General features: G+C 71.0%; 23 protein-coding genes, 1 pseudogene and 1 riboswitch. Of the genes and pseudogenes, 7 read left to right on the top strand and 17 right to left on the bottom strand.

The genetic code is table 11. The features are described from left to right. Positions 1 to 985: AAA family ATPase (locus ENC19_RS28470; RefSeq protein WP_164450132.1), on the bottom strand; the 985-nt coding region annotated here is incomplete at its 3' end. Positions 986 to 1087: 102 nt separating this feature from the next. Continuing rightward, positions 1088 to 1849, bottom strand: a complete 762-nt coding sequence (locus ENC19_RS28475; RefSeq protein ID WP_164450133.1) for an SDR family NAD(P)-dependent oxidoreductase — start codon at positions 1847 to 1849, stop codon at positions 1088 to 1090. Between the two features lie 78 nt (positions 1850 to 1927). Here ENC19_RS28475 and ENC19_RS28480 point away from each other — a divergent pair, with 78 nt between their 5' ends. Further along, complete coding sequence (locus ENC19_RS28480; RefSeq protein ID WP_164450134.1) at positions 1928 to 2377, top strand: MarR family winged helix-turn-helix transcriptional regulator; 450 nt, start codon at positions 1928 to 1930, stop codon at positions 2375 to 2377. 88 nt (positions 2378 to 2465) lie between these two features. On the opposite strand, the gene ENC19_RS28485 is transcribed toward ENC19_RS28480, so the two are convergent. From ENC19_RS28485 to pdhA, 9 genes and pseudogenes are all read right to left on the bottom strand, one after another. After that, on the bottom strand, positions 2466 to 3149 hold the full coding sequence (locus tag ENC19_RS28485) for a DUF624 domain-containing protein (RefSeq protein WP_164450135.1): 684 nt from the start codon (positions 3147 to 3149) through the stop codon (positions 2466 to 2468). Next, positions 3146 to 4666 (bottom strand): GH39 family glycosyl hydrolase, encoded by a 1521-nt coding sequence (locus ENC19_RS28490; protein WP_164450136.1) that lies wholly within the window; start codon positions 4664 to 4666, stop codon positions 3146 to 3148. Before ENC19_RS28490 ends, ENC19_RS28485 begins: the two co-directional genes overlap by 4 nt. Positions 4667 to 4737: 71 nt before the next feature. Further along, complete coding sequence (locus ENC19_RS28495) at positions 4738 to 6375, bottom strand: ABC transporter substrate-binding protein (protein ID WP_164450137.1); 1638 nt, start codon at positions 6373 to 6375, stop codon at positions 4738 to 4740. Positions 6376 to 6421: 46 nt separating this feature from the next. After that, positions 6422 to 7354 (bottom strand): carbohydrate ABC transporter permease, encoded by a 933-nt coding sequence (locus ENC19_RS30790; protein WP_309246095.1) that lies wholly within the window; start codon positions 7352 to 7354, stop codon positions 6422 to 6424. Continuing rightward, positions 7351 to 8508 carry an ABC transporter permease subunit gene (locus ENC19_RS28505; protein WP_164450139.1) on the bottom strand — a complete coding sequence of 386 codons (1158 nt, stop codon included), beginning with the start codon at positions 8506 to 8508 and terminating at the stop codon, positions 7351 to 7353. Before ENC19_RS28505 ends, ENC19_RS30790 begins: the two co-directional genes overlap by 4 nt. A 190-nt stretch (positions 8509 to 8698) precedes the next feature. Continuing rightward, positions 8699 to 9958, bottom strand: a complete 1260-nt coding sequence (locus ENC19_RS28510) for a L,D-transpeptidase (protein ID WP_164450140.1) — start codon at positions 9956 to 9958, stop codon at positions 8699 to 8701. Positions 9959 to 10248: 290 nt separating this feature from the next. Beyond that, positions 10249 to 11672, bottom strand: a pseudogene (locus ENC19_RS28515) (dihydrolipoamide acetyltransferase family protein). After that, complete coding sequence (locus ENC19_RS28520) at positions 11669 to 12685, bottom strand: alpha-ketoacid dehydrogenase subunit beta (RefSeq protein WP_164450141.1); 1017 nt, start codon at positions 12683 to 12685, stop codon at positions 11669 to 11671. Before ENC19_RS28520 ends, ENC19_RS28515 begins: the two are co-directional and overlap by 4 nt. After that, positions 12685 to 13851, bottom strand: coding sequence for a pyruvate dehydrogenase (acetyl-transferring) E1 component subunit alpha (pdhA, locus tag ENC19_RS28525; RefSeq protein ID WP_164450142.1), 1167 nt, complete (start codon positions 13849 to 13851; stop codon positions 12685 to 12687). Before pdhA ends, ENC19_RS28520 begins: the two co-directional genes overlap by 1 nt. A gap of 104 nt (positions 13852 to 13955) precedes the next feature. Between pdhA and ENC19_RS28530 the strand changes: the two genes are divergently transcribed. After that, positions 13956 to 14462 (top strand): Lrp/AsnC family transcriptional regulator, encoded by a 507-nt coding sequence (locus tag ENC19_RS28530; RefSeq protein ID WP_164450143.1) that lies wholly within the window; start codon positions 13956 to 13958, stop codon positions 14460 to 14462. A 4-nt stretch (positions 14463 to 14466) separates the two neighbouring features. Here ENC19_RS28530 and ENC19_RS28535 read toward each other — a convergent pair whose 3' ends face one another. Both ENC19_RS28535 and ENC19_RS28540 read right to left on the bottom strand, forming a co-directional pair. Continuing rightward, entirely contained in the window at positions 14467 to 15438 is a 972-nt protein-coding gene (locus tag ENC19_RS28535) for a DNA polymerase domain-containing protein (protein WP_164450144.1), read from the bottom strand. Positions 15439 to 15585: 147 nt separating this feature from the next. Next, entirely contained in the window at positions 15586 to 15816 is a 231-nt protein-coding gene (locus tag ENC19_RS28540; protein WP_164450176.1) for a hypothetical protein, read from the bottom strand. 144 nt (positions 15817 to 15960) lie between these two features. On the opposite strand from ENC19_RS28540, the gene ENC19_RS28545 reads away from it, so the two are divergent. Beyond that, positions 15961 to 16461 carry a hemerythrin domain-containing protein gene (locus ENC19_RS28545; protein ID WP_164450145.1) on the top strand — a complete coding sequence of 167 codons (501 nt, stop codon included), beginning with the start codon at positions 15961 to 15963 and terminating at the stop codon, positions 16459 to 16461. Between the two features lie 31 nt (positions 16462 to 16492). Here the strand turns inward: ENC19_RS28545 and ENC19_RS28550 are convergent, their stop codons facing one another. Further along, positions 16493 to 17362 carry a metallophosphoesterase family protein gene (locus ENC19_RS28550; protein WP_164450146.1) on the bottom strand — a complete coding sequence of 290 codons (870 nt, stop codon included), beginning with the start codon at positions 17360 to 17362 and terminating at the stop codon, positions 16493 to 16495. A gap of 120 nt (positions 17363 to 17482) precedes the next feature. After that, positions 17483 to 17573, top strand: a riboswitch (ZMP/ZTP riboswitch). 18 nt (positions 17574 to 17591) lie between these two features. Between ENC19_RS28550 and ENC19_RS28555 the strand changes: the two genes are divergently transcribed. Continuing rightward, on the top strand, positions 17592 to 19028 hold the full coding sequence (locus ENC19_RS28555; RefSeq protein WP_164450147.1) for a glycine hydroxymethyltransferase: 1437 nt from the start codon (positions 17592 to 17594) through the stop codon (positions 19026 to 19028). 93 nt (positions 19029 to 19121) lie between these two features. Here the strand turns inward: ENC19_RS28555 and ENC19_RS28560 are convergent, their stop codons facing one another. Together ENC19_RS28560 and ENC19_RS28565 are read right to left on the bottom strand one after the other, a co-directional pair. After that, positions 19122 to 19382, bottom strand: coding sequence for a hypothetical protein (locus tag ENC19_RS28560; protein ID WP_164450148.1), 261 nt, complete (start codon positions 19380 to 19382; stop codon positions 19122 to 19124). A gap of 85 nt (positions 19383 to 19467) precedes the next feature. Continuing rightward, on the bottom strand, positions 19468 to 20559 hold the full coding sequence (locus ENC19_RS28565; protein ID WP_408058121.1) for an alpha-hydroxy acid oxidase: 1092 nt from the start codon (positions 20557 to 20559) through the stop codon (positions 19468 to 19470). 65 nt (positions 20560 to 20624) lie between these two features. Between ENC19_RS28565 and ENC19_RS28570 the strand changes: the two genes are divergently transcribed. Then, on the top strand, positions 20625 to 21068 hold the full coding sequence (locus tag ENC19_RS28570; protein WP_166459266.1) for an MmcQ/YjbR family DNA-binding protein: 444 nt from the start codon (positions 20625 to 20627) through the stop codon (positions 21066 to 21068). Here the strand turns inward: ENC19_RS28570 and ENC19_RS28575 are convergent. Next, a complete protein-coding gene (locus tag ENC19_RS28575; RefSeq protein ID WP_164450149.1) occupies positions 20962 to 22188 on the bottom strand; it encodes an MFS transporter in 1227 nt (408 codons plus the stop codon). The genes ENC19_RS28570 and ENC19_RS28575 overlap by 107 nt on opposite strands. Before the next feature lie 88 nt (positions 22189 to 22276). Here ENC19_RS28575 and ENC19_RS28580 point away from each other — a divergent pair, with 88 nt between their 5' ends. Together ENC19_RS28580 and ENC19_RS28585 are read left to right on the top strand one after the other, a co-directional pair. Next, complete coding sequence (locus tag ENC19_RS28580) at positions 22277 to 22897, top strand: CGNR zinc finger domain-containing protein (protein ID WP_164450150.1); 621 nt, start codon at positions 22277 to 22279, stop codon at positions 22895 to 22897. 100 nt (positions 22898 to 22997) lie between these two features. Beyond that, entirely contained in the window at positions 22998 to 23927 is a 930-nt protein-coding gene (locus ENC19_RS28585; RefSeq protein WP_164450151.1) for a sialidase family protein, read from the top strand. The last annotated feature ends 291 nt before the right edge of the window (positions 23928 to 24218 follow it).

Consider the following 24218-nt stretch of genomic DNA (forward strand, 5'->3'; position numbering starts at 1 on the left):
CGAGCCGGGCGTGGTGTACCAGTCGGGCCGGGTCGGTTCCCTCGATCAGGGCGAGCCGGGTCAGCGCGAGTCGGTGTAGAGCCGCCCTCCGCGGCGGGGTGAGCGACTCCTCGACCGCCCGGCGCAGCAACTCGTGCCGGTAGGCCATCATGTCGCCCCGAGCCACCAGGACGCCGCCCGCGACACATTCGTCGACAGCGTCCTCCGCGCCGGCCAGTACGGCGGCCTCGGCGCTCGTCGGGATCACTGACACCAGATGCGCCACCTCGCGGGCGGCGGGCGACAACCGACGCAGCCGTGCCCGGGTCAGGTCGCCGACGGTGGCCGGGACGGCGCGGTCCGCGGCCAGCAGTTCGGTGACCAGCAGCGGGTTGCCGCCCGTGAGCTGGAAGACCTCGGCACCCGGCCGACCGTGGTCGGCAGCCAGCCCGGCGACGCAGGCCGCGGAGAGCGGTGTCAACGGGACGGGTTTGACCGCCGATCTGGGCACCGATGCGAGCGCGGCCCGTAACGCGTGGTCCGTCCCCACCTCGTCGTCGCGGTAGGTCACCAGCAGCAACGCCGGCAGTCGCTCGATCCGCCGGCCCAGGAACACCAGCAGGTCCAGCGTCGCCTCATCGGCCCAGTGCGCGTCCTCGACCACCATGACTCTGGGTGGCCGCTGACGTGGCCCGGACAGCTCGGCGACAAGCGCTGAGAACAGCTCGGACTGCCCGGCACCGGCGGCGAGCGCCTCGGCCAGCGCACCGCCGGTCTGCCGGGCGATGTCGTGCAGCGGCCCCAGCGCGCGCGGGGTGACCAGCGGGTCGCAGGCCCCCCAGAGCACGACGGCCCGGCCGCCGCAGGCCGCGGCGAACGCCTTGACCACCGACGACTTGCCGATCCCGGCCTCGCCCGCGATCAGCCCTACCCGACCGCCGTCGGCCGCGCCACGCAGCAGCGTGTCCAGGAGCCCGAGTGCGGCCGACCGCTCGTACAACTGCATCGCCGTGATTATCCACCCACCCGCTGCTCGTGAAGGATCGTGCGGGCGTGGCGCACTCGCACCAGCAACGGCACCTTCGGATACCGGCTGCCCGTGCCGGGGTCACCCGCGAACGAGTTCGCGACCACCGGCCAGCGACAACGTCTGCCCGTTGACGTGACCGTTCGCCGCCGAGGCCAGGTAGGTGACGGCGGTAGCGACGTCCTCGGGAGTGCAGATGCGACCGGTGGGAGTCTTGGCCGATTCGGCCGCGACCGCGTCCGGTCCCAGGAACGGGGCGGTCAGCGCCTTGTCGGTGAGGGTGAAGCCGGGGCGTACGGTGTTCGTCAGGATGCCGTGGCGGGCCTCCCGGACGGCGAGCACCCGCGCGGCGGTCTCGAGCGCGCCCTTCGCCGTGGCGTAGGCGAGTGGCCCGGCCATGGGTTGCGCGACGATGTCGGTCGACACGACGACGATGCGTCCCCAGCCGGCGGTGCGCATGGCTGGCAGAGCCGCATCGATCAGTGCCACCGAACCCACGGTGTTGGCGGACAGCGACGTGATGAGGCCACCGATCTCGTCGGCGTCGAAGGAGGGCCACCGCACGGCGTTGGCAACCAGAACGGTGACCGGCCCGAGACGTCCGGCGATGTCCTCGACGACCCGCGGCATGCTGGTGGGACTGCCGTGGTCCAGGTGGACGGCGCAGGCCCGACCGCCGGCTCGCGTGACGGCGTCGACCACGTCGAGGGCCCCGTCGTGGTTGGTGTGCCAGGACACGGCGACGGCGGCGCCCTCGGCCGCCAGGTGCAGGGCGATGGCGCGGCCGATGGCCCCGGAGGCCCCGGTGACGAGGGCGACTCTGTTCGACAAACCGGTTTCCATCATCATCTCCATAGTCGGCTATAGGTTAGCCGACTATGGAACAGGTGGTGGCGGCCCGTCAACTCGTACACTGCCCGGGTGGAACTGACGGATGTCCTGGCCACCAACAAAGCCCTGGTCAAGGTGGCCAAGCTGTACCGCAGCGCACAGGCCGACGCGCTCAGCGCGCTCGCCCTGCACCCGGGGCAGGACGTCCTGCTGTGGATCCTTGGCCAGGAACCCGACGGAATGACCATCTCCGAGATCGCCGCCCGCCTCGGCGTGGAACAACCCACGGTGACCCGCAGCCTCAGTCGCCTCGATCAGGGTGGTTGGTTCATCAGGGAACCCGTACCGGGCGATCGGCGTGCCACCCGGATCCGGTTGACCTCCAAGGGCCGCGCCGTCATCCCGAACATCGAGGCGGCCTGGCGCACGCTCGCCGAGACCGCAACGGCCGGCATGGCCGCCGACCAACGAGCCGCGCTCGTCGAACTGCTTGAAAAGGTACGCGGAAACCTCCGTACCCTCACCGCCGAGACGGAGTGAGCGCGTGTCCACGATGGATCGCACACTCACATCGACTGGGAATCAGCCATGCCGGAGGAGCGGCGGTACCTGGGCGTGACGGGCAGACTCACTCGACGAACTCCTCGGCGATGATGTCGGTCATCGGTGCGCCACCACGGACCAGCGCGAGCGCCAGCACTGAGCCGAGGGCGGCGAGCGCCGCCTCCGAGGCGACGATGGTGAGCGCGGTCGCCGCCACCAGCAGCAACACGGTGCCGACGGCGACCACCGGGGTACGCAGCACGAAGTACCCGGCCAGCCGGAACACGTCACGCAGCCGGAACGTGAACAGCGACGTGATCATCAGGGCGTTGACCCCGACCACCGACACCCCGGCACCGACCAGCACCAGCGGCACCGCCCACCAGCCGGGCACCCCCGCCGCCGGCAGGTTGACCAGGTTGACCGCGATGACGGTCAGCCACACCAGCGTCGGCACCCAGACCAGCAGCGAGCCGGTCAGGTTGGCCCGGTAGCCGCGCCAGAACAGCCGCCCCGGGTGCAGCTCGGTCAGGTCGAGACGCTGCCGGTGCAGGGCATACAGCGCGGCGGCGATGGCCGGGCCGAGCGGTACCGCACAGAGCGCGACCAGCGGCAGGTTGCTCACGTGCCGCTCCAGCGCGAACAACGCCACCAGGCCGGGCGCCGCGCAGACCAGCAGCAGCACCTCCACCACCAGCAGGGTGTAGATCAGCGCTGCCCCTCGGGACAGCGGGCCGGCACCGAACTCACGACGGGTGGCGGTGCTCATGACGCCTCACCGCCCAGCAGTCGCCGCTCGTCCCACCAGGGCGGAGTCTCGTCGGTCACCGGGCTCACCTCGGCCAGGGTCACCTCGTGCCGGGCCAGGTGCAGGTCCAGCTCGACGCGGCCGGCCAGCACCGGCAGCGAGCCGTGCCGTCGGGCCGGCTCGGCGGCCTGCCGCAGGACGTCCAGTTGACGGGCGGTGGGGGAGGGGGGTCGGCCCAGTTCGCACCAGGCCCGCCAGGCGTTGCCGGACTCCTCGCTGACCGAGGAGCGCAGCAGGAACGCGGTGCGGGCGGCGGGGTCGGTGACCGGCAGCGACAGGCGTACGGCGTGGCCGTCCACCGGTTCACCGCCGTTGACGTCGACCGGTGCCCAGGCCAGCACCGCGATGCGGCCGGTGTCGTCCCGGGTGACCAGATGGTCCGCGCCACGGGCCAGGATCTGTGTGCCCAGCCGGTTCATGAAGGCGTACAGGTGGTATGTGGGCTTGCGGATCTGCCGGTGGGTGAGCAGGCCGAAGCCGCCGTGGAACAGTGTGGTCGGGATACCCACCTCCTCGAACACGTCGCTGAAGGTCCAGTACGCGAAGGAGTCGACCAGGTCACCGCCGCCGGCCAGCACCGGGGCGAGGTAGGCGGCGTGGAAGGCGGTGTCGTGGATGGGGTTGTCCGGCCGGTACGAGCTGTTGAACTCGGTGATGTGCACCGGCAGGTGGGCCAGCGCGGTGCCGGCGAGCAGCCGGCGCGGGCTGGCGAACTGCTCCAGCAGCCGCTGCGCCGGAGCGAGGGTCTGGTGTACGCCGAACGGCACGTGCTGGGCCGGGCCGGAGCTGTAGGCGTGCCGACTGACGAAGTCGATCGGCACCGAACGGTCGGTGACGAACTCGGCGAACCGGGGCAGCCATCCGTCGTCGGCGCCGGGGGAGAGCGCCGGGCCACCGACCTGGAGGTCGGCGTCGACGTCCTTCACCGCGTACGCGGTCACCTCGTAGAGCCGGTGGTAGGCGTCGGCGTCGGCGTCCTGCCAGAACTCCTTGAGGTCGGGCTCGTTCCACACCTCGATCGGCCAACCGCGCACCTCGTCCAGGCCGTACCGGTCCACGAGATGACCGATGGTTGCCCGGACCAGGTCGGCCCATTCGGTGTGCGACCGGGGCGGGGTGACGTTGCCGCGCCACCAGAAGACCGTCTGCTCGCCGCTGGCCAGCCCGGAGGGCATGAAGCCCAGTTCCACGAACGGCCTGACGCCCAGTTCGAGGTAGGCGTCGACGATCTGGTCGAGGTAGCCGAAGGCGTGCCGAACCTGGCGTCGGTCCCGGTACTCGTACGGTCGGTGCACCCCGAGGCCGTCGCTGAGCAGGCCGTGCCCGCGGATGTACCGGAAGCCGATCTCGCGTTGGACCAGCGCCAACGAGTCCTGGTAGTCGCGGCGCAGGGCCAGGTCGAGCCGGCCGGTGCCGACGGCCAGGCGCCACGCGTCGCTCAGCCGGCCGACGGGTCGCTCCGCAACGGTGATCCGCATCGTCGTCCCTGTGCTCGGGGTGGAGGGTGCCCGGTCCGGTCGCGCCGACACGACCGGACCGGACAGGTCTGCTAGTTCTTCTCCTGGTAGCGCTTGTGCGCCTCGTTGACCAGTTCGAGGTAGGCGTCCATGTTCTTGCTCTTCAACTCCGCCACGTAGGCGTCCCACTCGGCGAAGTCACGCTGCCCGAGCACGAACTGGAGCGTGGCCTGGTAGACGTGGTCCTTCAGCGGGGTCTCCCAGAGCGACACCTGCTCGCGTTCCTCGTCGTTCAGCGGGTACGGCGGCGGCGGCGACTTCGGCGCTCGGGCGTTCATCACCTGCTGGAACTCCTGCTCCTCGGGCGAGAAGAACGCCTGCACCAGCTCGGGCTTGCCGCCGTAGGCGAACACGCCGTTGCCGAAGCCGAAGTCCTTCTGGAGGTGCTTGGGCGCGCCGGGGTTGAGCCCGATCATGTCGACGTCCGGAGCGAGGGTCTTCTTGCCGGTGGCGTCCTTGACGAAGGTGGTGCCCTCGACGCCCCACTTGGCGAACTCCTGCCCCTCGTCGGAGTACCAGAGCCAGTCGACGAACTGCATCATCGCCACGAAGTTCTTGCTGTCACGGGCCTTCGAGGAGATCATCATGCCGTTCTCCAGCCGGCTGGCCGGGTTGATCTCGCCGGCCGGGCCGATGGGCAGCGGGATCTTGGTGATCTTCGCCTTCGGGTTGGTCGCCGCCAGGTCCGGCCGGTAGTCGTTGACCAACGTCTGGGCGTTGCTGCTGATCACGAAGGACTTGCTGTTGGCGAGCTTCTGCCGGGCCAGGTCGTCGGTCTGGGTGAAGCTCTCCGGGTCGAGCAGCTTCTCCGACACCAGCTTGTTGAGGTACTGCAACATCTGCTTGTACTGCTCGGTGGCGCCGGTGTACTCGAACTGCTGCGCCTGGTCGTTCCAGGTGACGTGCTGGAAGTTCCAGCCCGCGCCCTGCAGACCGTACGACACGGCCAGCATGTTGAGCAGGTTGCCGGCCGGGTTGGGCTGGCTGAACCGGTCCGAGAACGGGTAGACGTCCGGGTACGCCGCCTTCATCGCCTTGAGCATGGTGTAGACCTCGTCCCAGGTCTTCGGGACCTGGAGGTTCAGCTCTTCGAGGATGTCGGTGCGGACCGCCAGGGAGTACTCGTGCCAGGGCTTCTCGTGCAGGCCGGGCAGCAGGTAGAACTTGCCGTCCTGCTGGCGCAGCGTGTCCATCTCAGCCTTCAGGTTCCACTTCTCGATCTTGTCCTTGAAGTTCGGCATCAGATCGAGGTAGTCGCTGACCGGCAGGATCGCCCCCGAGGAGACGTAGGCGTGCACGTCCGGCGGATAGGTCTTCGGGATCAGCAACGGGGCGTCGCCGGCACCGATGAGCAGGCTGCGCTTCTGGTTGTAGTCGCTCAGCGGCACCGCGACCTTCTCGAGGCTGACGTTCGTCCGGGACTGCAACTCCGTCCAGAACAGCCAGTCCTCCTTCAGCGGGTAGTTCGGGTGGTTGTTGTAGAGGACGGAGAAGGAGAGCGGCTCGGTGGCCTTGAACTGGGTACCGACGGCGTAGTTCTCCATCGCGCCGGCCCGGTTCTCCGACAGGTCCTCGCTGTCGGACGAGTCGTCGCCACAGGCGGTGACGCTGCCGAGGGCCAGCAGCACGGCGGCAGTCGCCGCCGCGTGACGCCACGATCTGCGGAACATGGCGGGATCCTTTCAACTTGGTGGTGGGAGGGGTGTTCGCTACTGGTCAGCCCTTGACCGCGCCGAGCATGATGCCCCGGACGAAGTACCGCTGGACGAAGGGATAGACCAGGAGGATCGGCAGAGTGGTGAGCACGATGGTCACGGCCTTCAGCGTCGCCTCGGCCTGTACCTCGTTCGCCTCGGTGATCGCCCCGACGTTCTCCGCGCCGGTGGCACCGGCGATCAGGTTGCGCAGGTAGACGGTAACCGGCCACAGCTCCTGCCGGTCCATGTAAAGGAAGGCCGCGAACCAGGAGTTCCAGAAGGCCACCGCGTAGAAGAGCACCATCGTGGCGACGATGGCCTTCGACAACGGCAGTACGATCCGCAGCAGGATGCCGTACGTGTTGAGCCCGTCGACGGCGGCGGCCTCCTCCAACTCCGTCGGCAGGCTCTCGAAGAACGCCTTCATCACCAGCAGGTTGAACACGTTTATCGCGTTGGGCAGTGCGATGGCCCAGACGCTGTTCTTCAGGCACAGGCTGGTGACCAGGACGTAGTTGGGGATGAGGCCGCCGGTGAAGAACATGGTGAAGACCGCGATGCCGACGAGCGCCCCGCGTCCCTTGAGCTGCTTCTTCGACAGCACGTACGCGTAGCAGGTGGTCATCACGATCGAGATGACCGTGGCAGTCACCGTGTAGAACACGGTGTTGCGGTAGTTCGTCCAGAACAGCGGGTCGGACATCAGCAGCTGGTACGTCTCCAGGGTGAACCCGCGCGGCACGAGGTTCACCTTGCCGGCGATGATGTACGCCTCGTCGCTCAACGACCGGGCCACGATGTTGACGAACGGGTAGAGCGTCACCACCACCACGAGGGTCAGGACGATCCCGTTGACCACCCGGAACACCCGGTAGCCCCGGGTCTCCTGGATGCCGCGGCGACGGGGACGGGGCGCGGACTCGGATGACCGCTCGGCGGTGTCGACGGTCACCACAGGCTCGTCCCCACCGTGCGGCGGGCGATCAGGTTCGCCGAGACGACCAGGATCAACCCGATCACCGCCTCGAACAGCCCGATCGCGGCGGCGTAGCTGAAGTTGCTGGACTGGAAGCCCATCCGGAACAGATACGTCGAGATCACGTCCGCGGTCGGATAGGTCAACGGGTTGTACAGCAGCAGGATCTTCTCGAAGCCGACCGCCATGAAGGCGCCGATGTTGAGGATCAGCAGCGTCACCATGGTCGGCCGGATGCCCGGCAGCGTGACGTGCCAGGTCTGCCGCCACCGGTTGGCGCCGTCGATGCGGGCCGCCTCGTAGAGGTCGTCGTCGATGGTGGTGAGCGCCGCCAGGTAGAGGATCGTGCCCCAGCCGACGGTCTGCCAGACCTCCGAGGAGACGTAGATGGTGCGGAACCACTCCGGCCGCTGCAGGAACGGAATGGCGTCACCGCCACCGGCGCGGACGAGTTGGTTGACCGTGCCGTCCATGGACAGCAGCTGCATGACGATGGCCGCCACGATCACGATGGACAGGAAGTGCGGCAGGTACGACACCGACTGCACGAACCGCTTGAGCTTGCGGGCCCGTACCTCGTTGAGCAGCAGCGCCAGCACGATGGGCAGCGGGAAGCAGAACAGCAGGGTCAGCGCACCCAGCACCAGGGTGTTGGTGAAGACGTTCCAGAACGTCGGATCGTTCAGGAACATCTTGAAGTAGCGCAGCCCGACCCAGTACTCGCCGAAGATGTTGCCGCCGGGCTGGAAGCGACGGAAGGCGATGATGTTGCCCAGCATCGGCAGGTACCTGAAGATCAGGAAGAACAGCAGCGGCAGGATCGCCAGCGAGTACAGCTGCCAGTCCCGCCGCAGCGCCCGCTCCACCATTGGTGGCGGGTCGACCAGCACCAGGTTGCCGCCCTGCGACCGCACCCAGAGCCGGGCCGCGACAAGGGTGCGGACCCCGGCCGCGGAGAGCAGCCGGACCTCGGAGAGATCCACCCGCAGCTCGGTGCGGGCGGGCGCCGCCCAGAGCGCGGCGCGGAACGCCGCGACCGTGGCGATGTCGATCACACCGACCACGCGAACGCACACCGCGTCGTCGGACACGTTCGTCTCGACGTGGAACCGCTCCTCGCGCTCTCGCATACGACGAACCTATCCCCCACCACCGACACTTCCACCCTGCTGAGCGGCGGTTCCGGGTAAGCCCAGGGCATGACCCGCAGGCCGGCGAGGTCCACCCTAGGGACTAACCCCGGCCCGGGTGAGCAGCCCTGCCGGGGCCGCGAAAAGACGCCGGGCCGACCCACGGCGGGCGGCCCGGCGTACGCCTGGGTCAGCCGCCGCTCGCCGACGGCTGCGGTTCGGGTGATCCTCCGGCGACCGCCCCCGGGTCCGGAGCCTGGGTGGGTGTGGGCCGCAGGCCGGCGGGCACCGGCAGCGCGCTGCCCTTGGCGAACTCCTCCCAGCTGACGTTCCATGCCGTCCAGCCGTTGCCCTCGTTGAGTTCGACCTCGGTGCCCTTAACGGTGACCAGGTCACCGACCTGTGTGACACCCATCAGCCAGTCCGCGTTGGCCGCCGACAGGTTGGTGCAGCCGTGCGAGACGTTCGTGTAGCCCTGATCCCCCTCCGACCAGGGTGCGCCGTGGATGAACTCGCCACCCCAGGTGAGCCGCTGCGCGTCCTCCACGTCGACCACGTACGGATCCGCCGAGCCCCGGGTGTCGAACGTGGTGAAGTCGTGCTTCTCCATGATCACCATTTTGCCGCTGGAGGTCGGTGTGCTCGGCTTGCCGAGGCTGACCGGCAGCTTGCGCAGCAGCTTGCCGTCCCGGATGACCGACATCTGCTTGGTCGCGTTGTCGATCTCCAACTCGACCTGCCGACCGATCTTCGAGCTGGCTCGCCGGTCGGCGTCGCCGACGCTGTCCTTGCCGATCGGCAGGCCCTCCAGCGCCGAGCGAACCTTGATCGTCGTACCCGGTCGCCAGAAATCGGGCGCCCGGTAGTAGACCTGGCTTCCGTCGGACACCCAGGACCAGGTGCCCGGCTGGGGCGGATCGGTTTTCACGAACAAACGGCGCTGCACATCCGCCCGCGCCTCTTTGGGAATTGGCGGGTCGAACGCGACGGTTACCGGCATAGCGGTTCCGTACGTCCGATCACCGGCGAAATACAAAGTGCTGACGATGGCTGGTTTGGATGATTTGGGCTGCGTCGTGAACGTCGTCCGGCGGGTGACGGTCTTTCCGGAGTCGCCGGTCGCGGTGACCTCCGCGGTGTACGTCCGCTTCGGCTCCAGTGTCCGGCTCGGCACCCAGCCGCTACCGTCCTCCCGGGGCTCCGCCGCGACCGCCGCGCCCTTGTCGTCGGTGATCCGCACGGCGGTGACCCGCCCGTGCTTGACCACGGTGCCGATCTCCCCGGTGACCGGCACGTCGCGGGTTCCCTCGGCCGGCGTCACGGACAGTTCCGGGTTCGCTCGCGCCTCGGCGGGCTGCCCGGTCCTGCGGTCGCCGGTGCACGCGCCAAGCGCCAGCGGTGCCGCTGCGACACTCACCGCCAACAGCGTCAGTCGCCGCCTCAACATCATGATGCGTCCCCCCGTTATCGCCGCTTCCTCCGCACATTCTTGCCAGCTCGGCACCGACGTTTCCGTGGTTTCCACCAAGAGCAGGAAAAATTGCCCGGAGAGGCTTTTTCCGTAATCGCACCGGGCGAACGAAAAATGCCAACGACGACGTTACGGGCGATACTCGGCCGACTGTGGCGCGATGTCCGCCGCCGTACCGCTGATCCGGCGGGATCGCGTCCGCGGCGGGACGGCGGTCGATCGAGGGGCCCGTTCCGGCGGAGACGGGGCCCCTCGATCGACCTGAGCCGTCAGACCGCCGCGATCAGCAGCCCGGGCTGCTCGACACAGTCCGCCACGTGCCGCAGGAACCCGCCGGCCACGCCACCGTCGCAGACCCGGTGGTCGAAGGTGAGACTCAGCTGCGTCACCTTCCGGACCGCGAGCTGCCCGTCCACCACCCACGGCTTGTCCACGATGCGGCCGACGCCGAGCAGCGCCGCCTCCGGGTGGTTGATGATCGGGGTCGAGCCGTCGACGCCGAACACCCCGTAGTTGTTGAGCGTGAAGGTTCCTCCGGTGAGCCGGGCCGGCGGCAGGTCGCCCGCCCGCGCCGCCGCGGTGGTGGCGGCGAGTTCGGCGGCCAGTTCGGTGGTGGTGAGCCGTTCGGCGTCCCGCAGCACCGGCACCACCAGGCCCCGGTCGGTCTGGGCGGCGATGCCCAGGTGCACCCCGGCGGACTGGACGATGCGCTGCCCCTCGGTGTCCACCCGTGCGTTGAGCTGGGGGTAGCGACGCAGCCCGGACAGACAGATCCGGGCGAGCAGGGCCAGGATGCTCACCGGCTGGTCCGGGCGGGCGGCGTTGATCGCGGCCCGGGTCTGGAGCAGGGCGGTCGCGTCGGCGTCGACCCAGATGGTCACCTCGGGGATCTCCCGCCGGCTGCGCGACAGCTTGTCCGCGATGGCGCGCCGGATGCCGGTCAACGGGATGACCAGGTCCTGGGCACCGGGCAGGGCCACGCCGGCCGGCGCCGGGTGGTGTTCCGCCGACGTCGCCGGCAGCTCCGACACCGCGGTGGGTGGGGCACCCACGCCGGTCGTCGCCGCGGCGACCGCACCGGCCGCCGCCTCCACGTCGGCCCGCCGGATGACACCGCCGGGGCCGCTGCCGCGTACCGACGCCAGGTCCACCCCACGCTCCGGGCCAACCGCCGCACGATCGGCGAGATGACCAGGGGCGGGGCCGCACCGGACGGGTCCGGCTGCCGACCGTCCGCCGCCGGTGGCAGGCCGGGACCGGACGGCCGTGCCGTCGGAGCGGACGGGGCGGTCGAAGCGTCACGCACGCCGGCCGCGAGCCGTGGCCGCCTACGCCGGCGGGAACCGCCGTGGCCGGTGCCGTACCCGATCAACACGTTGCCGGAGCCGGCCCGCTCCTCCTCGCGGTAGACCGCGTGCCCGGACGGCTCGCCGTCGTCGGCGCGACCGCTCACCGGCTCGGCGACGGTGATCAGAGGTTGGCCCACCGGGCGTACCTCACCCTCGGCGCCGTGCAGGGCGACGACCCGGCCGGCGTACGGGCAGGGCACGTCGACGACCGCCTTGGCGGTCTCCACCTCGACCACGGTCTGGTCCACGGTGACCGTGTCACCGACCGCGACCCGCCACTGCACGATCTCCGCCTCGGCGAGACCCTCACCGAGGTCGGGCAGCAGGAAAACCTTCTCGGTCATGCCGCGCTGCCCTCGGTCAGCCAGCGCCGGTCGGGCTGGTCGTCCCACTGCAGGCGGGCCACCGCGTCCAGCACCCGGTCGACCGAGGGCAGGTGGGTGTGCTCCAGCATCGGCGCCGGATACGGGATGTCCAGCCCGGATACCCGCAGCACCGGGGCGTGCAGCGCGTGGAAGCAGCGCTCCTGCACCCGGGCGGCGATCTCCGCGCCGACTCCGGCGAAGCCCTGCGCCTCCTGCACCACCACGCACCGCCCGGTACGGCGTACCGAGGCGGCGATGGTGGCGTCGTCGAACGGCACGATGGTGCGTACGTCGACCACCTCCAGGTCCCATCCCTCGTCCCGGGCGGCCTCGGCGGCCTCCAGCGCGACCGGCACCGCCGGGCCGTACGCGACAAGCGTGGCGTCGCGACCGGCCCGGCGCACGACCGCCCGGCCGAACGGCTCGGTCCGGGTCGGCAGCGCGGTCTCGGCGCCGGCGAAGTAGAGCTTCTTCGGCTCCATGAACACCACCGGGTCGGGGTCGTCGATCGCCTCCCGCAGCAGCGAGTACGCGTCGTCGACGGTCGCCGGGGTGACCACCTTCAGACCCGGGGTGTGCGCGTAGTACGCCTCCGAGGAGTCGCAGTGGTGTTCCACGCCGCCGATCCCACCGGCGTAGGGCACCCGGATCACCATCGGCACGCTCAACGCGCCGCGGGTGCGGTTGCGTAGCTTCGCCACGTGCGAGGCGATCTGCTCGAACGCCGGGTACGCGAACGCGTCGAACTGCATCTCGACCACCGGCCGCAGCCCGGACATGGCCAGCCCGACGGCGAACCCGACGATGCCGGCCTCGGCCAGGGGGGTGTCGAAGCAGCGCTTGTCGCCGAAGCGGGCCTGCAGGCCGTCGGTGATCCGGAAGACGCCGCCGAGCTGGCCGACGTCCTCGCCGAAGACCAGCACCCGCTCGTCGTCGAGCATCGCGTCGGCGAGCGCGGCGTTGAGCGCCTTCGCCATGGTCATGGTGGCCATCAGGCGTCCTCCTCCGTCGCCGCGGCCAGTTCGGCGCGCACCTGCTCCCGCTGCTCCACGAGCTGCGGGGTGGGTTCGGCGTAGACGTGGTCGAAGAGGCTGAGCGGGTCGACCGTGGGCTGGGTGTTCATCCGTTCCCGCAGCTCGGCCGCGTACGTCTCGGCCTGCTCGGCGATCTCGGCGACCGCCGCGTCGTCGAGCACGTCCCGGCCGCGCAGGTAGGTTTCCAACCGGGCCAGCGGATCGCGGTCGCGCCACGCCTCGACCTCGTCGGTGTCGCGGTAGCGCGAGGCGTCGTCGGCGTTGGTGTGCGGCTCCATCCGGTAGGTGTGCGCCTCGACCAGGAACGGCCCCTTGCCGGCGCGCGCGTGCGCGACCGCCCGGGTGAGCACGGCGAGCACGGCCACCGGGTCGTTGCCGTCGACCTGCTCGCTGGGGACGCCGTAGCCGACACCCTTGTAGGCCAGCGACGGGGCGGCGGTCTGCCGGGACAGCGGGACGCTGATCGCGTACCTGTTGTTCTGCACGAAGTACACGACGGGGGCCTTGAACACGGCGGCGAAGTTGACCCCCTCGTGGAAGTCACCCTCGCTGGTGGCACCGTCGCCGATGTAGACCAGCGCCACCGTGTCGCGCCCCTGGTACGACTCCCCGTAGGCCAGACCGGCGGCGTGCACGCACTGGGTGGCCAGCGGGGTGCACTGCGGTGCGGTGCGCCGCGCGGCCGGGTCGTACCCGCAGTGCCAGTCGCCGCGCAGCAGCGTCAACACCTCGACCGGGTCGATGCCGCGGGCGGTCAGCGCCATCGACTCCCGGTAGGTGGGGAAGACCCAGTCGTCGTCGCGCAGCGCCAGGACGCCGCCGACCTGGCAGGCCTCCTGGCCCCGGGACGACGGGTAGACGGCCAGCCGACCCTGCTTGGTCAGCGCGGTGGCCTGGGTGTCGAAACGCCGGCCGACGACCATCCGGCGGTACATCTCGCGCAGCGCCTCGACGGGCGGTTCGGGGTAGTCCGCGCGCGCCGGCAGCAGGGTGCCGTCCGGGTCGAGCAGCCGGACCGGTTCGGTCTCGGGTAGCAGGCCGGCGGCGGGGTCGGGCGCGGTCGGGGTCGCCGGCCGCCGCTTGCGCGGGGATGCCCTGCGGGCCGCCTGGGGGGTGGTGGTCACGGCGGAACCTCCTGGACGAGTGGTGGCCCTATGCTCCTGCTGTCGGATGATTGACTCAAGATGACCGGTGAACGCGGGATGGATGGCACCCAGAGGAGGGATCGATGAGCCAGGAGACCGCCGACGAGGCGGACCGGCGGGGCGGAACGGGACGTTCGGCCGTCGCCCTCGACGAGGTCGACCGGCGCATCCTCGACGAGCTGACCCGGGACGGTCGGCTCTCCATCCGGACGCTCGCCGAACGGGTGCACGTCTCGCGCACCAACGCCTACGCGCGGGTGCAGCGGCTGCTGCGCGACGGGGTGATCACCGGGTTCGCCGCCCGGGTCGCCCCGGAGCCGGCCGGCCTGGGCACCTCGGCGTACATCGCGTTGACGATCAGGCAGAACACCTGGCGGGAGGTGTCGGCGGAGCTGGCCCGGGTGCGCTACGTCGAACACGTGGCACTGCTCAGCGGCGAGCACGACGTGCTCGCCCTGGTCCGGGCGCCGGACAACGCCACGCTTCGGGACGTGGTGCTGGACCGGGTGCAGCGCATCTCCGGAGTGCTCGCCACCCGCAGCTGGCTCGTCTTCGAGGAGTACGACGGGGTACGCAGCCCCTGGGGATGACCGGTCAGCGTTCGGGCGGCGCGTCCAGGCCGTCCCGGTCGGCCAACTCAAGCAGGGGCGTCAGGGAGTAGCGGCGCGCGTCCAGGCCCGCGTGCGGATCACCCCGGTCGGCGAACCGGCCCGGCATGGTGGTCACGTCGAAGTCCTCCGGTCGGGCGTCGTCCAGCTCCGACCAGTCCAGCGGTGCGGAGACCAGCGCGGCCGGGGTCGGCCGGATCGAGTACGCCGAGGTCATGGTGTGGTCCCGGGCCATCTGGTTGTAGTCGACGAAGACCGGCCGGTCCCGCTGCTCGCGCCACCAGGTGGTGGTGACCAGGTCCGGCCGGCGCCGCCGCATCTCCCGACCGAGGGCCAGCACCGCCCGGCGGCAGTCGCCGAAGCTCCACCGCGGCTCGATCGGGACGTAGACGTGCAGCCCCCGCCCGCCGGTGGTCTTCGGATAGCCGGTCAGCCCCAACTCGTCGAGGAAGGCACGCGCCTCGTGGGCCACCGGCACCACCTGGTCGAACCCGACCCCGGGCATGGGGTCGAGATCGATCCGCAGCTGATCCGGCCGCTCCACGTCCGCCCTGGTCACCGGCCACGGATGGAAGCGCAGCGTGCCCAGGTTGACCGCCCAGATCACCACGGCCAGCTCCCCCGGAGCGACCTCGTCGGCGGTGCGTCCGCTGGGAAAGGTGATGTGGGCGGTGCCCACCCAGTCCGGCGCGCCGGCCGGCACCCGCTTCTGGTAGAACGCGTCACCCCGGTTGTCCTGCCGGGTGGCGATGGTCGCGCCCTCGAACACGCCGCGCGGCCACCGTTCGAGCATGGTCGGCCGGTCCCGCAGCGCGCGCAGGATGCCGTCGCCGACGGCGAGGAAGTAGCGCACCACGTCGAGCTTGGTCAGCCCCCGCTCGGGAAAGTACGGCTTGTCCGGGCTGCTGACGCGGACCGTCCGCCGCCCCACCTGGATCTCCTGCGCCGCCGTGGCCACACCTGAGAGGGTACGACGGAGCACCCGGCCGGCGGGCCACCGCCGGGAGTCGCGCCGCGACGGTTTCCGGCGGTCACCCTCGGTCCGCGCCCGCGTCCGGCCCGATCGGTGGGCGGGGCGGAGCGGCGCCCCGCCACCGCCGCCGGATCAGCCGTTCTCGCGTTGCAGGCGGGCGGCAAGCAGCTGCTTGCCCTGTTCACCCGCCTTGCGGTTGTTCTCCTGGATCTTGCGGAACCAGGTGGCGAGTTCCTCGTCACCGCGAGCGTCCGCGTCGGCGATGTAGGACTCCAGGTGCCAGATGTTCTCCAGTGACATCTGCAACGCGTGGATCAGGTCGTAGTTCTTGTCCTGCACCGGACTGGCCGGCCGCTGCACCATCGTGGCCACGACACACCTCCAACTCGTCAGGTCCCGGCCGCATACCCCCGGTCGGGGGCGACACGCCTTCGCCCGAGGTGCCGTTTCCGGGGGTTGCGCCAGGGTAGGAGTGCAGACCTCGAAGTGATCCGAGGAGGTCGCCACATGTCCACCGATGCCATCGTGCTGCTCAAAGAGGACCACCAGGAGATGCGCCGCCTGTTCAAGGAGTTCCAGGCCAGCGAGGACGCGCCGGCCAGCAAGCGCGGCAGGTTGGTGAAGCAGATCCTCGAGGCGCTCACCGTGCACACCTACCTGGAGAACGAGATCATGTACCCGGAGGTCCGCAAGCGGCTGCCGGAGCTGGAGGACCACATCCTGGAGTCGTACGAGGAGCACCACGTCGCCGACGTGCTCTGCTTCGAGCTGTCCTCGATGCAGCCCGACGACGAGCACTTCAACGCCAAGACGACGGTCCTCATCGAGAACGTCCTGCACCACGTCGAGGAGGAGGAGCAGGAGTGGTTCCCGAAGGTGCGCGAGTCGATGGGGCGTAAGGAGTTGCAGGAGATGGGGCAGCGGATGATCGACCGGCGTCCGGAGGCGCCCCGGAGCCCGACGGCGCCCAAGGCGCTGAAGAAGTCGCTGGACGCGATGCGGGCCTGACGGTCCGCCCGATGATCGGCGGCGTACCCGGTCACCACGCCGTGGGCGGTACCCCCTCCGGTTGCGGCAGGATCCGCCGCAACCGGCCCGGGGGTACGCCACGGGACCGCCACTCCCGGGGGTAGCCCACCGACACCTCCTCGAACCGCACGCCGTCGTGCCAACTGGTCCGTGGAATGTGCAGATGGCCGTAGACGACCGCGGTGGCGTCGAAGCGTACGTGCCAGTCGGCGGTGGCCTCGGTGCCGCACCACTGGGCGAAGATCGGGTATCGCAGGACCCGGGTCACTTCCCGGACCAGCGGCCAGTGGTTCATCAGCACGGTCGGCAGCGCCGGATCGCGCTCGGCGAGCCGGCGGGCGGTCTCGGCCACCCGGGCCGCGCACCACGCTGACCGGCTCTCGTACGGGTCGGGGTGCAGCAGCACCTCGTCGGTGCAGACGATTCCGGTCCGGTACGCCTCGGCCAGCGCCGCCTCGGGCGTGTCGAAGCCGTCCGGCCGCCAGCTGTGGTCGTACAGCAGCAGCAGCGGGGCCACCGTCACCGGGCCGCCGGGCCCCGCCCACACCGGGTACGGGTCCTCCGGGGTGACCACGCCGAGTCCACGACACAGCTCCACCAGGTGGGCGTAGCGCGCCGCGCCCCGCAACGTCACCGGGTCGGCGGGCGGCGTCCACAGCTCGTGGTTGCCCGGCGACCAGACCACCCGGGCGAACCGGTCGGCCAGCAGCCGCAGTGCCCACTCCACCTCGGCGACGGTGTCGCCCACGTCACCGGCGACCAGCAGCCAGTCCTGTGGCGTCCGGGGACGCAGCCCCTCGACGATCGTCCGGTTCTCCGGATGGCCGACGTGCAGGTCGCTGATGGCCAGGAGACTGCCACCGTCGCCCGTTGCCGCCATGCGACGATCCTAGTGCGCCCGCCCGGCCCCCGGCCGGTTGCGGCGGCGATCCCGGCGGGTCCACCACGCGCCGCACGGTCGCCCGCCGCGGCCCGCCCTGCCGGCGTACCCGGTAGGATCCCCTCGGGCCGTGACTGGCGCATTGGAGATGGAGAACCATCGGGGAGCGGCCCCGTCACGAGGACGCATGCCGAGCGCCTGGGCCTTCCGCACGTCACCTGGAGGTCGCATGCCGCGCAACGCCGAATCCACCGCCTTCCGCAGCGCTCTCGAGGTGATCCGTGGTGTCGAGCCGCGGGTCGCCGACGCGATCGGGGCGGAACTGGCCGACCAGCGCGAGTCGCTCAAGCTGATCGCCAGCGAGAACTACGCCTCCCCGGCGACGTTGCTGGCCATGGGCAACTGGTTCAGCGACAAGTACGCCGAGGGCACCGTCGGTCGACGCTTCTACGCCGGCTGCCAGAACGTGGACACCGTCGAGGCGCTCGCCGCCGAGCACGCCCGGGAGTTGTTCGGCGCGGCGCACGCGTACGTGCAGCCACACTCGGGCATCGACGCCAACCTGGTGGCGTTCTGGGCGATCCTGGCCGACCGCGTCGAGTCACCGGCGCTGAAGAAGGCGCAGGCCCGGCACGTCAACGACCTCACCGAGGCGGACTGGTTCGCGCTGCGGCGCGAGCTGGGCGACCAGCGGATGCTCGGCATGTCCCTGGACGCCGGCGGGCACCTGACCCACGGTTTCCGGCCGAACATCTCCGGCAAGATGTTCGACCAGCGCAGCTACGGCACCGACCCGGACACCGGTCTGGTCGACTACGACCGGGTCGCCGAGGCGGCTCGCGAGTTTCGGCCGCTGGTGCTGGTCGCCGGCTACTCGGCGTACCCACGCAAGATCAATTTCCGGGTCATGCGGGAGATCGCCGACTCGGTCGGCGCCACCTTCATGGTGGACATGGCGCACTTCGCGGGCCTGGTCGCCGGCAAGGTCTTCACCGGCGACTTCGACCCGGTGCCGCACGCGCACATCGTCACCAGCACCACCCACAAGTCGCTGCGCGGTCCGCGCGGCGGCCTGGTGCTGTGCGGCCCGGAGCTGGCCGACCAGGTGGACCGGGGTTGCCCGATGGTGCTCGGCGGCCCGCTGCCGCACGTGATGGCGGCCAAGGCGGTGGCGCTGGCCGAGGCCCGCCGGCCCGACTTCGCCGGCTACGCCAGGCAGATCGTCGACAACGCCCAGGCGCTGGCCGAGGGTCTGCTGCGGCGCGGAGCCAAGCTGGTCACCGGCGGCACCGACAACCACCTGGTGCTGATCGACGTGACCGGCTACGGGTTGACCGGGCGGCAGGCCGAGCAGGCCCTGCTGGACTCCGGCATCGTCACCAACCGCAACGCGGTGCCGCAGGACCCCAACGGTGCCTGGTACACCTCCGGCATCCGGATCGGCACCCCCGCGCTGACCACCCGGGGGCTCGGCACGGCGGAGATGGACACCACCGCCGAGCTGATCCACGCCGTGCTCAGTCAGACCAGCGCCGGGGTCGGCCCGGACGGCACCGCCTCCAAGGCGAAGTACGTGCTCGACCCGGCCCTCGCCGACAAGATCGGCCGACAGGCCAGCGAGCTGCTCACCGGTTTCCCGCTCTACCCGGACGTCGAGCTGGGCTGACGACGATCGCGTCGGGCCGGGACGGCCCGGCCCGACGCGACTGCGGTCAACTCAGGAGTAGTCGAACCGCCACGGCTCGACAGTGGACGCCCCTCAGGCGAGTGGACGTTTCAGGTGGTAGCGGTGCACCTCGGTGCTGCCCTGCACGTTGTTCACGTCCTCGGCGGCGGAGACGAGTTCCCAACCGTCGCGGCCGGCGCGGTTGAGATGCGCGATGGCGGTGTCGCCGTACGCCGTGATGTCCTTGCGGGATCCGTCGGGGCCGTACCAGACGAACGAGACATGAAAATTGCGACCCTGCCCCTGGTAGCGGCGGACCAGCAGGGCGTACTCCCAGGCAACCATGCCGCCCATTATGACCGTCCTGTCAGGACGGCGGCAGGGCAGCCGTCACAGGTTGCGAACCGGTGAACGCGATAAGTCGCCGCACCGGTTCCGGTCAGCCCACCGGGACCGTGCGCAGCCGCCGGGCGCTCGCCGGGTCGGCGCAGCCGGCCAGGGCCAGGGCGTCGCGTACCTCGGCGGCGAGCAGGGCCAGCGCGGAGCTGGCCGCCGGTTGCCCGCCGACCGCCAGGGCCCAGAGCATCGGCCGCCCGACCAGCACACCGGCGGCACCGAGCGCCAGGGCGCGCAACACGTCGACACCGCTGCGGATGCCGCTGTCCAGCAACACCTCGCAGCGGTCACCGACGGCCGCCACCACCTCGGGCAGCATGGTGGCGCTGGCCGGGGCTCCGTCGAGCTGTCGGCCGCCGTGGTTGGACACCACGATCGCCCGTGCTCCCGCGTCGACGGCCCGCACCGCGTCGGCCGGGTCGAGGATGCCCTTGACGACCAGCGGCAGGTCGCACCGCTCCCCCAGCCACCGCAGGTCCGACCAGGTGAGCGCCGGAGCGAACGCCGCGTCACGGTGCGCGGCCACCGGGGTGACCCCCGGCGTGCCGCCGTGGGCCAGGTCGTCGCGACCACCCGGCAGGTTGGCCGGAACCAGTTCCGGCGGCAGCCGGAAGGAGTTGCGCAGGTCCCGCAGCCGTCGGCCGAGCACCGGCACGTCCACCGTGACCACGAGCGCCCGGCAGCCGGCGGCGCGGACCCGCGCCAGCAGGTCGGCGACCAGGGACCGGTCGCGCAGCCAGTACAGCTGGAACCAGACCTCGGCGCCGGTGGCGGTGACCTGCTCGATCGGCGTGCTGCCGAGGATGCTGGCCAGGTACGGCACGTCGGCGACGCGGGCCGCGGCGGCCAGCGCCGGTTCGCCGTCGGGGTGCACCAGCCGTTGGTACGCCATCGGCGCCACGGCCACCGGCATCGCGTACTCCCGGCCGAGCAACCGGGTCCGCAGGCTCGGGGTGCTCACCCCGGTCAGCACCCTCGGCACCACGCCGACCCGGTCCAGAGCGCTGCGGTTTCCGCCGAGGGTCACCTCGGCACCGCTGCCACCGTCCAGGTAGTCCCAGACGCGCGGCGGCAGTACCGTCCGGGCCAGGGCGGCGAAGTCGGCCAGGCAGACCGGGTCGGGCTTGATCTCCATGCGGTCCACCATCGCCGACCTGACCGCCGCCACGCCAGGCCACCCCGACCGTGCGGGCGGGACCCATGGCGGGCGTCAACCTGGCGTACCGTCAGGAGGTGGCCAGTTGGGACGACGTACGCCGGATCGCGCTGGGCCTGCCGGAGACCAGCGAGCGGCCCTCCTATGACGGCGTGGCCGCCTGGCGGGTGAAGGACAAGCCGTTCGTCTGGGAACGCCCGCTGCGCGGCAAGGAACTCCACGAACTCGGTCCGGCCGCACCGGATGGTCCCATCCTCGGGGTCCGGGTGGCGGACCTCGGCGTCAAGGAGGCGTTGCTCGCCGACGACCCCGGCCTCTTCTTCACCACGCCACACTTCGACGGCTACCCGTCGGTGCTGGTCCGGCTGGACCGGATCGGCGTCACCGAGCTGACCGAGCTGATCGTGGAAGCCTGGTACGCCCGCGCCCCGAGACGGCTGGCCGCCGCGCACCAGGCACAGACGGCACCGCCCGAAGCGGGGCGGTGAGCGCCAGCACCAGCGCCACGATGCTGAGCAGCGCACCGATCAGCACCGTGCGGTGCACGCCGTGGCTCGACAGCGTGAGCCCTCCGACGAAGGCGCCACCGGTGATGCCGACGTTGACGGCGGCGGAGACGGTGGCGGCGGCGAGATCCGAGCGCCCCGGCGCCACCTGGAGGACGAGGCCGCCGAGGGTCGCGGTGAACGCGGCGAAGGCCAGGCCGGCCAGCGCGATCAGGACGACGGCCGCGACGGGCCGGTGGCCCAGCGCGTACAGCCCGAGCAGGGCCAGCGACTGGAGTGCGACGGTCGTGATCAGGGCGAGCCAGGGGTTGCGGTCCACCAGCACGCCGACGGCGAGGATGCCGAGCACGCTGGCGATCCCGCGAGCGAGCAGAATGGCACCGACCGAGGTGGCGGCCATCGCGGTGTGCTCGGTGACGAAGAGGGCGACATAGGTGTAGGCGACGATCGCACCGGCGGTGGCCAGGACGGCCACGGTGACCAGTAGCCAGAAGCGGCGCGCGTCCGGGGTCGCGCCCCGGGTGGCGTGTCCCTGATCCGGCCGGGTCGCGGGCAGCAGCGCGGCGACCACCACGAACACCACCGCGCCGAGCCCGGACACCGCCAGGAACGAGGCCCGCCAGCCGGCGCGCTCGCCCAGCCAGATGCCCGCGGGCACGCCCAGGGCCAGGGCGACGTTGCCACCGGCGAACACGACCGCGACCACCCGGCCCCGCAGTCCCGGCCGGAACAGTTCCGCGGCGGCCGGCACCACCACCGCCCAGAACAGCGCGTGCGTCGCGGCCGTCGCCATCCGGGCCGCCAGCAGCACCGCGAAGCCGCTCGCGAACACGGTGACCGCGTTGCTGACCACGAAGCCGGCCAGCAGCGCCGACAGCAGTCGCCGCCGAGGGACACGGCGGACCAGCGCGGTCAACGGCACCGAGGCGACCATCACCACGGCGCCGTACGCGGTGACCAGCATGCCCACGTCCGCTGGTGACACGGCCAGATCCGCCGCCATCGGCAGCAGCAGCCCGATGGGCAGCGCCTCGGCGGTGGTGTAGAGGAAGGTCCCGCCCGACAGTCCGATCAGGATCGTTGTCGCCCGCCCGCGTCCCATCCGCCCTCCAGTGTTACCGGCTATCTCGAATATGGGGGTAACACTAGGAAGCGCCTCCGGTCCCCGTCAACTGGTAAAGTCGTGTTTGATGGAAACAGTCGAGGGTGTCCGGAGGCTGCGCCTGGTGGGCGGCAACCTCGCGTTGGACTTCGTCAACACCCGCACCGGTCCACCCGTCGGGCCGCCCGACGACGACGTGCTCACCGGCTATCCCGAGCTGCTCGCCTGGGCCGGCTACGCGGGCGTCCTCACCGACGCGGAGGTGACCAGGTCACACCGTCGCCGCCACGACGACCCGGACGACACGCAGGCCGCCTTCCTGCGGTCACTGGACGTCCGCGACCGCCTCGACGAGGTGTTCCGGGCCGTGGCGTCCGGGCGGAGTCCGAGCGGGTCCACCCTGGCCCGGCTGCGCGACGACGAAGCCGACGCGCTCGCTCACGCGCGGCTCGACCGGGCCGGCACCTTCGTCTGGTCCTGGCGGGACGACCACACCGCCGCCCGGCCGCTACGGCCGGTGGTGCACGCGGCGGTCCAGTTGCTCACCACCGGCCCACTCGACCGGATCAAGGGATGCGGCGGCTGCCGGTTCGTCTTCCTCGACGAGAGCAAGAACCGCAGTCGCCGCTGGTGCAGCATGGACGACTGCGGAACCGCCGAAAAGGCGCGGCGCTACGTCGCCGCGCGCCGCACCCGCGCGACCCGGTGAGCATCCGAGCCGGCCAGCGGCACCGGCCGACCGTCGCGTTCGTCCGCTGTTCGCCGCGCCGCCACACCCGTGTCGCCCGGTCCGCGTACCGTCGACGCACGTGATCATCCGTCCGGCGACCACCGAGGTGCGCGCGATACGCCGTATCGGTGACACCGCCCCGCACAACGCCTTCACCGACCTGGTCCGGCACGCGGGACAGTGGTTCTGCGCGTTCCGACAGGGCCGGTCGCACCTGTCCGACGACGGCGTCCTGCGGGTGTTGACCTCGTCGGACGCTCGCTCCTGGCAGACCGCGGCGGTCCTCGCCCAGACCGGTGTCGACCTGCGCGACCCACGCTTCGTGCCGCGCCCCGACGGACGGTTGCAGTTGCTCGCCGCCGCCGCGACGGGGACTCCGAAACGGTTCCGGACGGTCACCGCGCTCAGCGACGACGGCCACCGGTGGGACGAGCCCCGGCCGATCGGCGAACCGGACGTCTGGATCTGGCGGGCGGCCTGGCACGGCGACGCGATGTACGGCGTCGGCTACGCCACCCGGGAGCCACGGTTCGCCCGGCTCTACCGCAGCGACGACGGATTCGACCTGCGACCGGTGGTCCGCACCCTGTTCTCCGGTGGGTACCCGAACGAGTCCGGGCTGGTCTTCGAACCCGACGGCACCGTCACCTGCCTGCTGCGGCGCGACGGCGGTACGGCCACCGCGCAGCTCGGCCGGGCCCGCCCGCCCTACCGGGAGTGGACCTGGACGGACCTCGGGGTACGGGTGGGCGGTCCGGCGCTGTGCCGGCTGCCCGACGGCACCCTCGTGGCGGGCGTACGGCTGCACGACGGTTCGGTGCGGACCGCGATCTGCGCCGTCGACGTGGCGCGGGGCCGGCTGCGGGAGCTGGTGACGCTACCCTCCGGCGGCGACTCCAGCTATCCCGGCCTGGTCTGGCACGACGACCGACTGCACGTCAGCTACTACTCCTCGCACGAGGGGCACAGTTGCGTCTACCTGGCCGAGGTCGACCTCGGGTCGCGTTGAGGGCGCACCGGCGGCGTCGGCAACCGGCGCGTGGCCCGGTGCGGCCGGTCACCCGGGGGCTGCCGGTCGGCGGAGGTCGGCGGGTCGGCGCGGGGCCGCCGATCGGTCTCGCTCGGCGAGCACAGCGGTCCGGTCATGACTCCCCACCTCCACCATCGGCGTCGCCGCGGCACGCACCAGACACAGATCGCCTGCTCGGAGCGCTGCCAGCACCCTACGGCAGCCATGATGGACATTGCGTCATGCAAATGGATGCCCGAGAAGGGCGACTGACCGGATTGCCGTCGGACC

Origin of the sequence: Verrucosispora sioxanthis (assembly GCF_010560025.1) — a bacterium.
Classification (GTDB): Bacteria; Actinomycetota; Actinomycetes; order Mycobacteriales; family Micromonosporaceae; genus Micromonospora; species Micromonospora palythoicola.

Excerpts from the sequence above, each read along its gene's own strand:
- ENC19_RS28575 (WP_164450149.1), bottom strand. The coding sequence starts at position 22,188 with ATGGGACGCGGGCGGGCGACAACGATCCTGATCGGACTGTCGGGCGGG.
- ENC19_RS28570 (WP_166459266.1), top strand. The coding sequence starts at position 20,625 with ATGGCGGGCGTCAACCTGGCGTACCGTCAGGAGGTGGCCAGTTGGGAC.
- ENC19_RS28510 (WP_164450140.1), bottom strand. The coding sequence starts at position 9,958 with ATGATGTTGAGGCGGCGACTGACGCTGTTGGCGGTGAGTGTCGCAGCG.
- ENC19_RS28545 (WP_164450145.1), top strand. The coding sequence starts at position 15,961 with ATGTCCACCGATGCCATCGTGCTGCTCAAAGAGGACCACCAGGAGATG.
- ENC19_RS28490 (WP_164450136.1), bottom strand. The coding sequence starts at position 4,666 with ATGCGGATCACCGTTGCGGAGCGACCCGTCGGCCGGCTGAGCGACGCG.
- ENC19_RS28505 (WP_164450139.1), bottom strand. The coding sequence starts at position 8,508 with ATGCGAGAGCGCGAGGAGCGGTTCCACGTCGAGACGAACGTGTCCGAC.
- ENC19_RS28520 (WP_164450141.1), bottom strand. The coding sequence starts at position 12,685 with ATGGCCACCATGACCATGGCGAAGGCGCTCAACGCCGCGCTCGCCGAC.
- ENC19_RS28485 (WP_164450135.1), bottom strand. The coding sequence starts at position 3,149 with ATGAGCACCGCCACCCGTCGTGAGTTCGGTGCCGGCCCGCTGTCCCGA.
- ENC19_RS28555 (WP_164450147.1), top strand. The coding sequence starts at position 17,592 with ATGCCGCGCAACGCCGAATCCACCGCCTTCCGCAGCGCTCTCGAGGTG.
- ENC19_RS28495 (WP_164450137.1), bottom strand. The coding sequence starts at position 6,375 with ATGTTCCGCAGATCGTGGCGTCACGCGGCGGCGACTGCCGCCGTGCTG.
- ENC19_RS28550 (WP_164450146.1), bottom strand. The coding sequence starts at position 17,362 with ATGGCGGCAACGGGCGACGGTGGCAGTCTCCTGGCCATCAGCGACCTG.
- ENC19_RS28475 (WP_164450133.1), bottom strand. The coding sequence starts at position 1,849 with ATGGAAACCGGTTTGTCGAACAGAGTCGCCCTCGTCACCGGGGCCTCC.
- ENC19_RS28530 (WP_164450143.1), top strand. The coding sequence starts at position 13,956 with ATGAGCCAGGAGACCGCCGACGAGGCGGACCGGCGGGGCGGAACGGGA.
- ENC19_RS28540 (WP_164450176.1), bottom strand. The coding sequence starts at position 15,816 with ATGGTGCAGCGGCCGGCCAGTCCGGTGCAGGACAAGAACTACGACCTG.
- ENC19_RS28560 (WP_164450148.1), bottom strand. The coding sequence starts at position 19,382 with ATGGGCGGCATGGTTGCCTGGGAGTACGCCCTGCTGGTCCGCCGCTAC.
- ENC19_RS28565 (WP_408058121.1), bottom strand. The coding sequence starts at position 20,559 with ATGGAGATCAAGCCCGACCCGGTCTGCCTGGCCGACTTCGCCGCCCTG.
- ENC19_RS28580 (WP_164450150.1), top strand. The coding sequence starts at position 22,277 with ATGGAAACAGTCGAGGGTGTCCGGAGGCTGCGCCTGGTGGGCGGCAAC.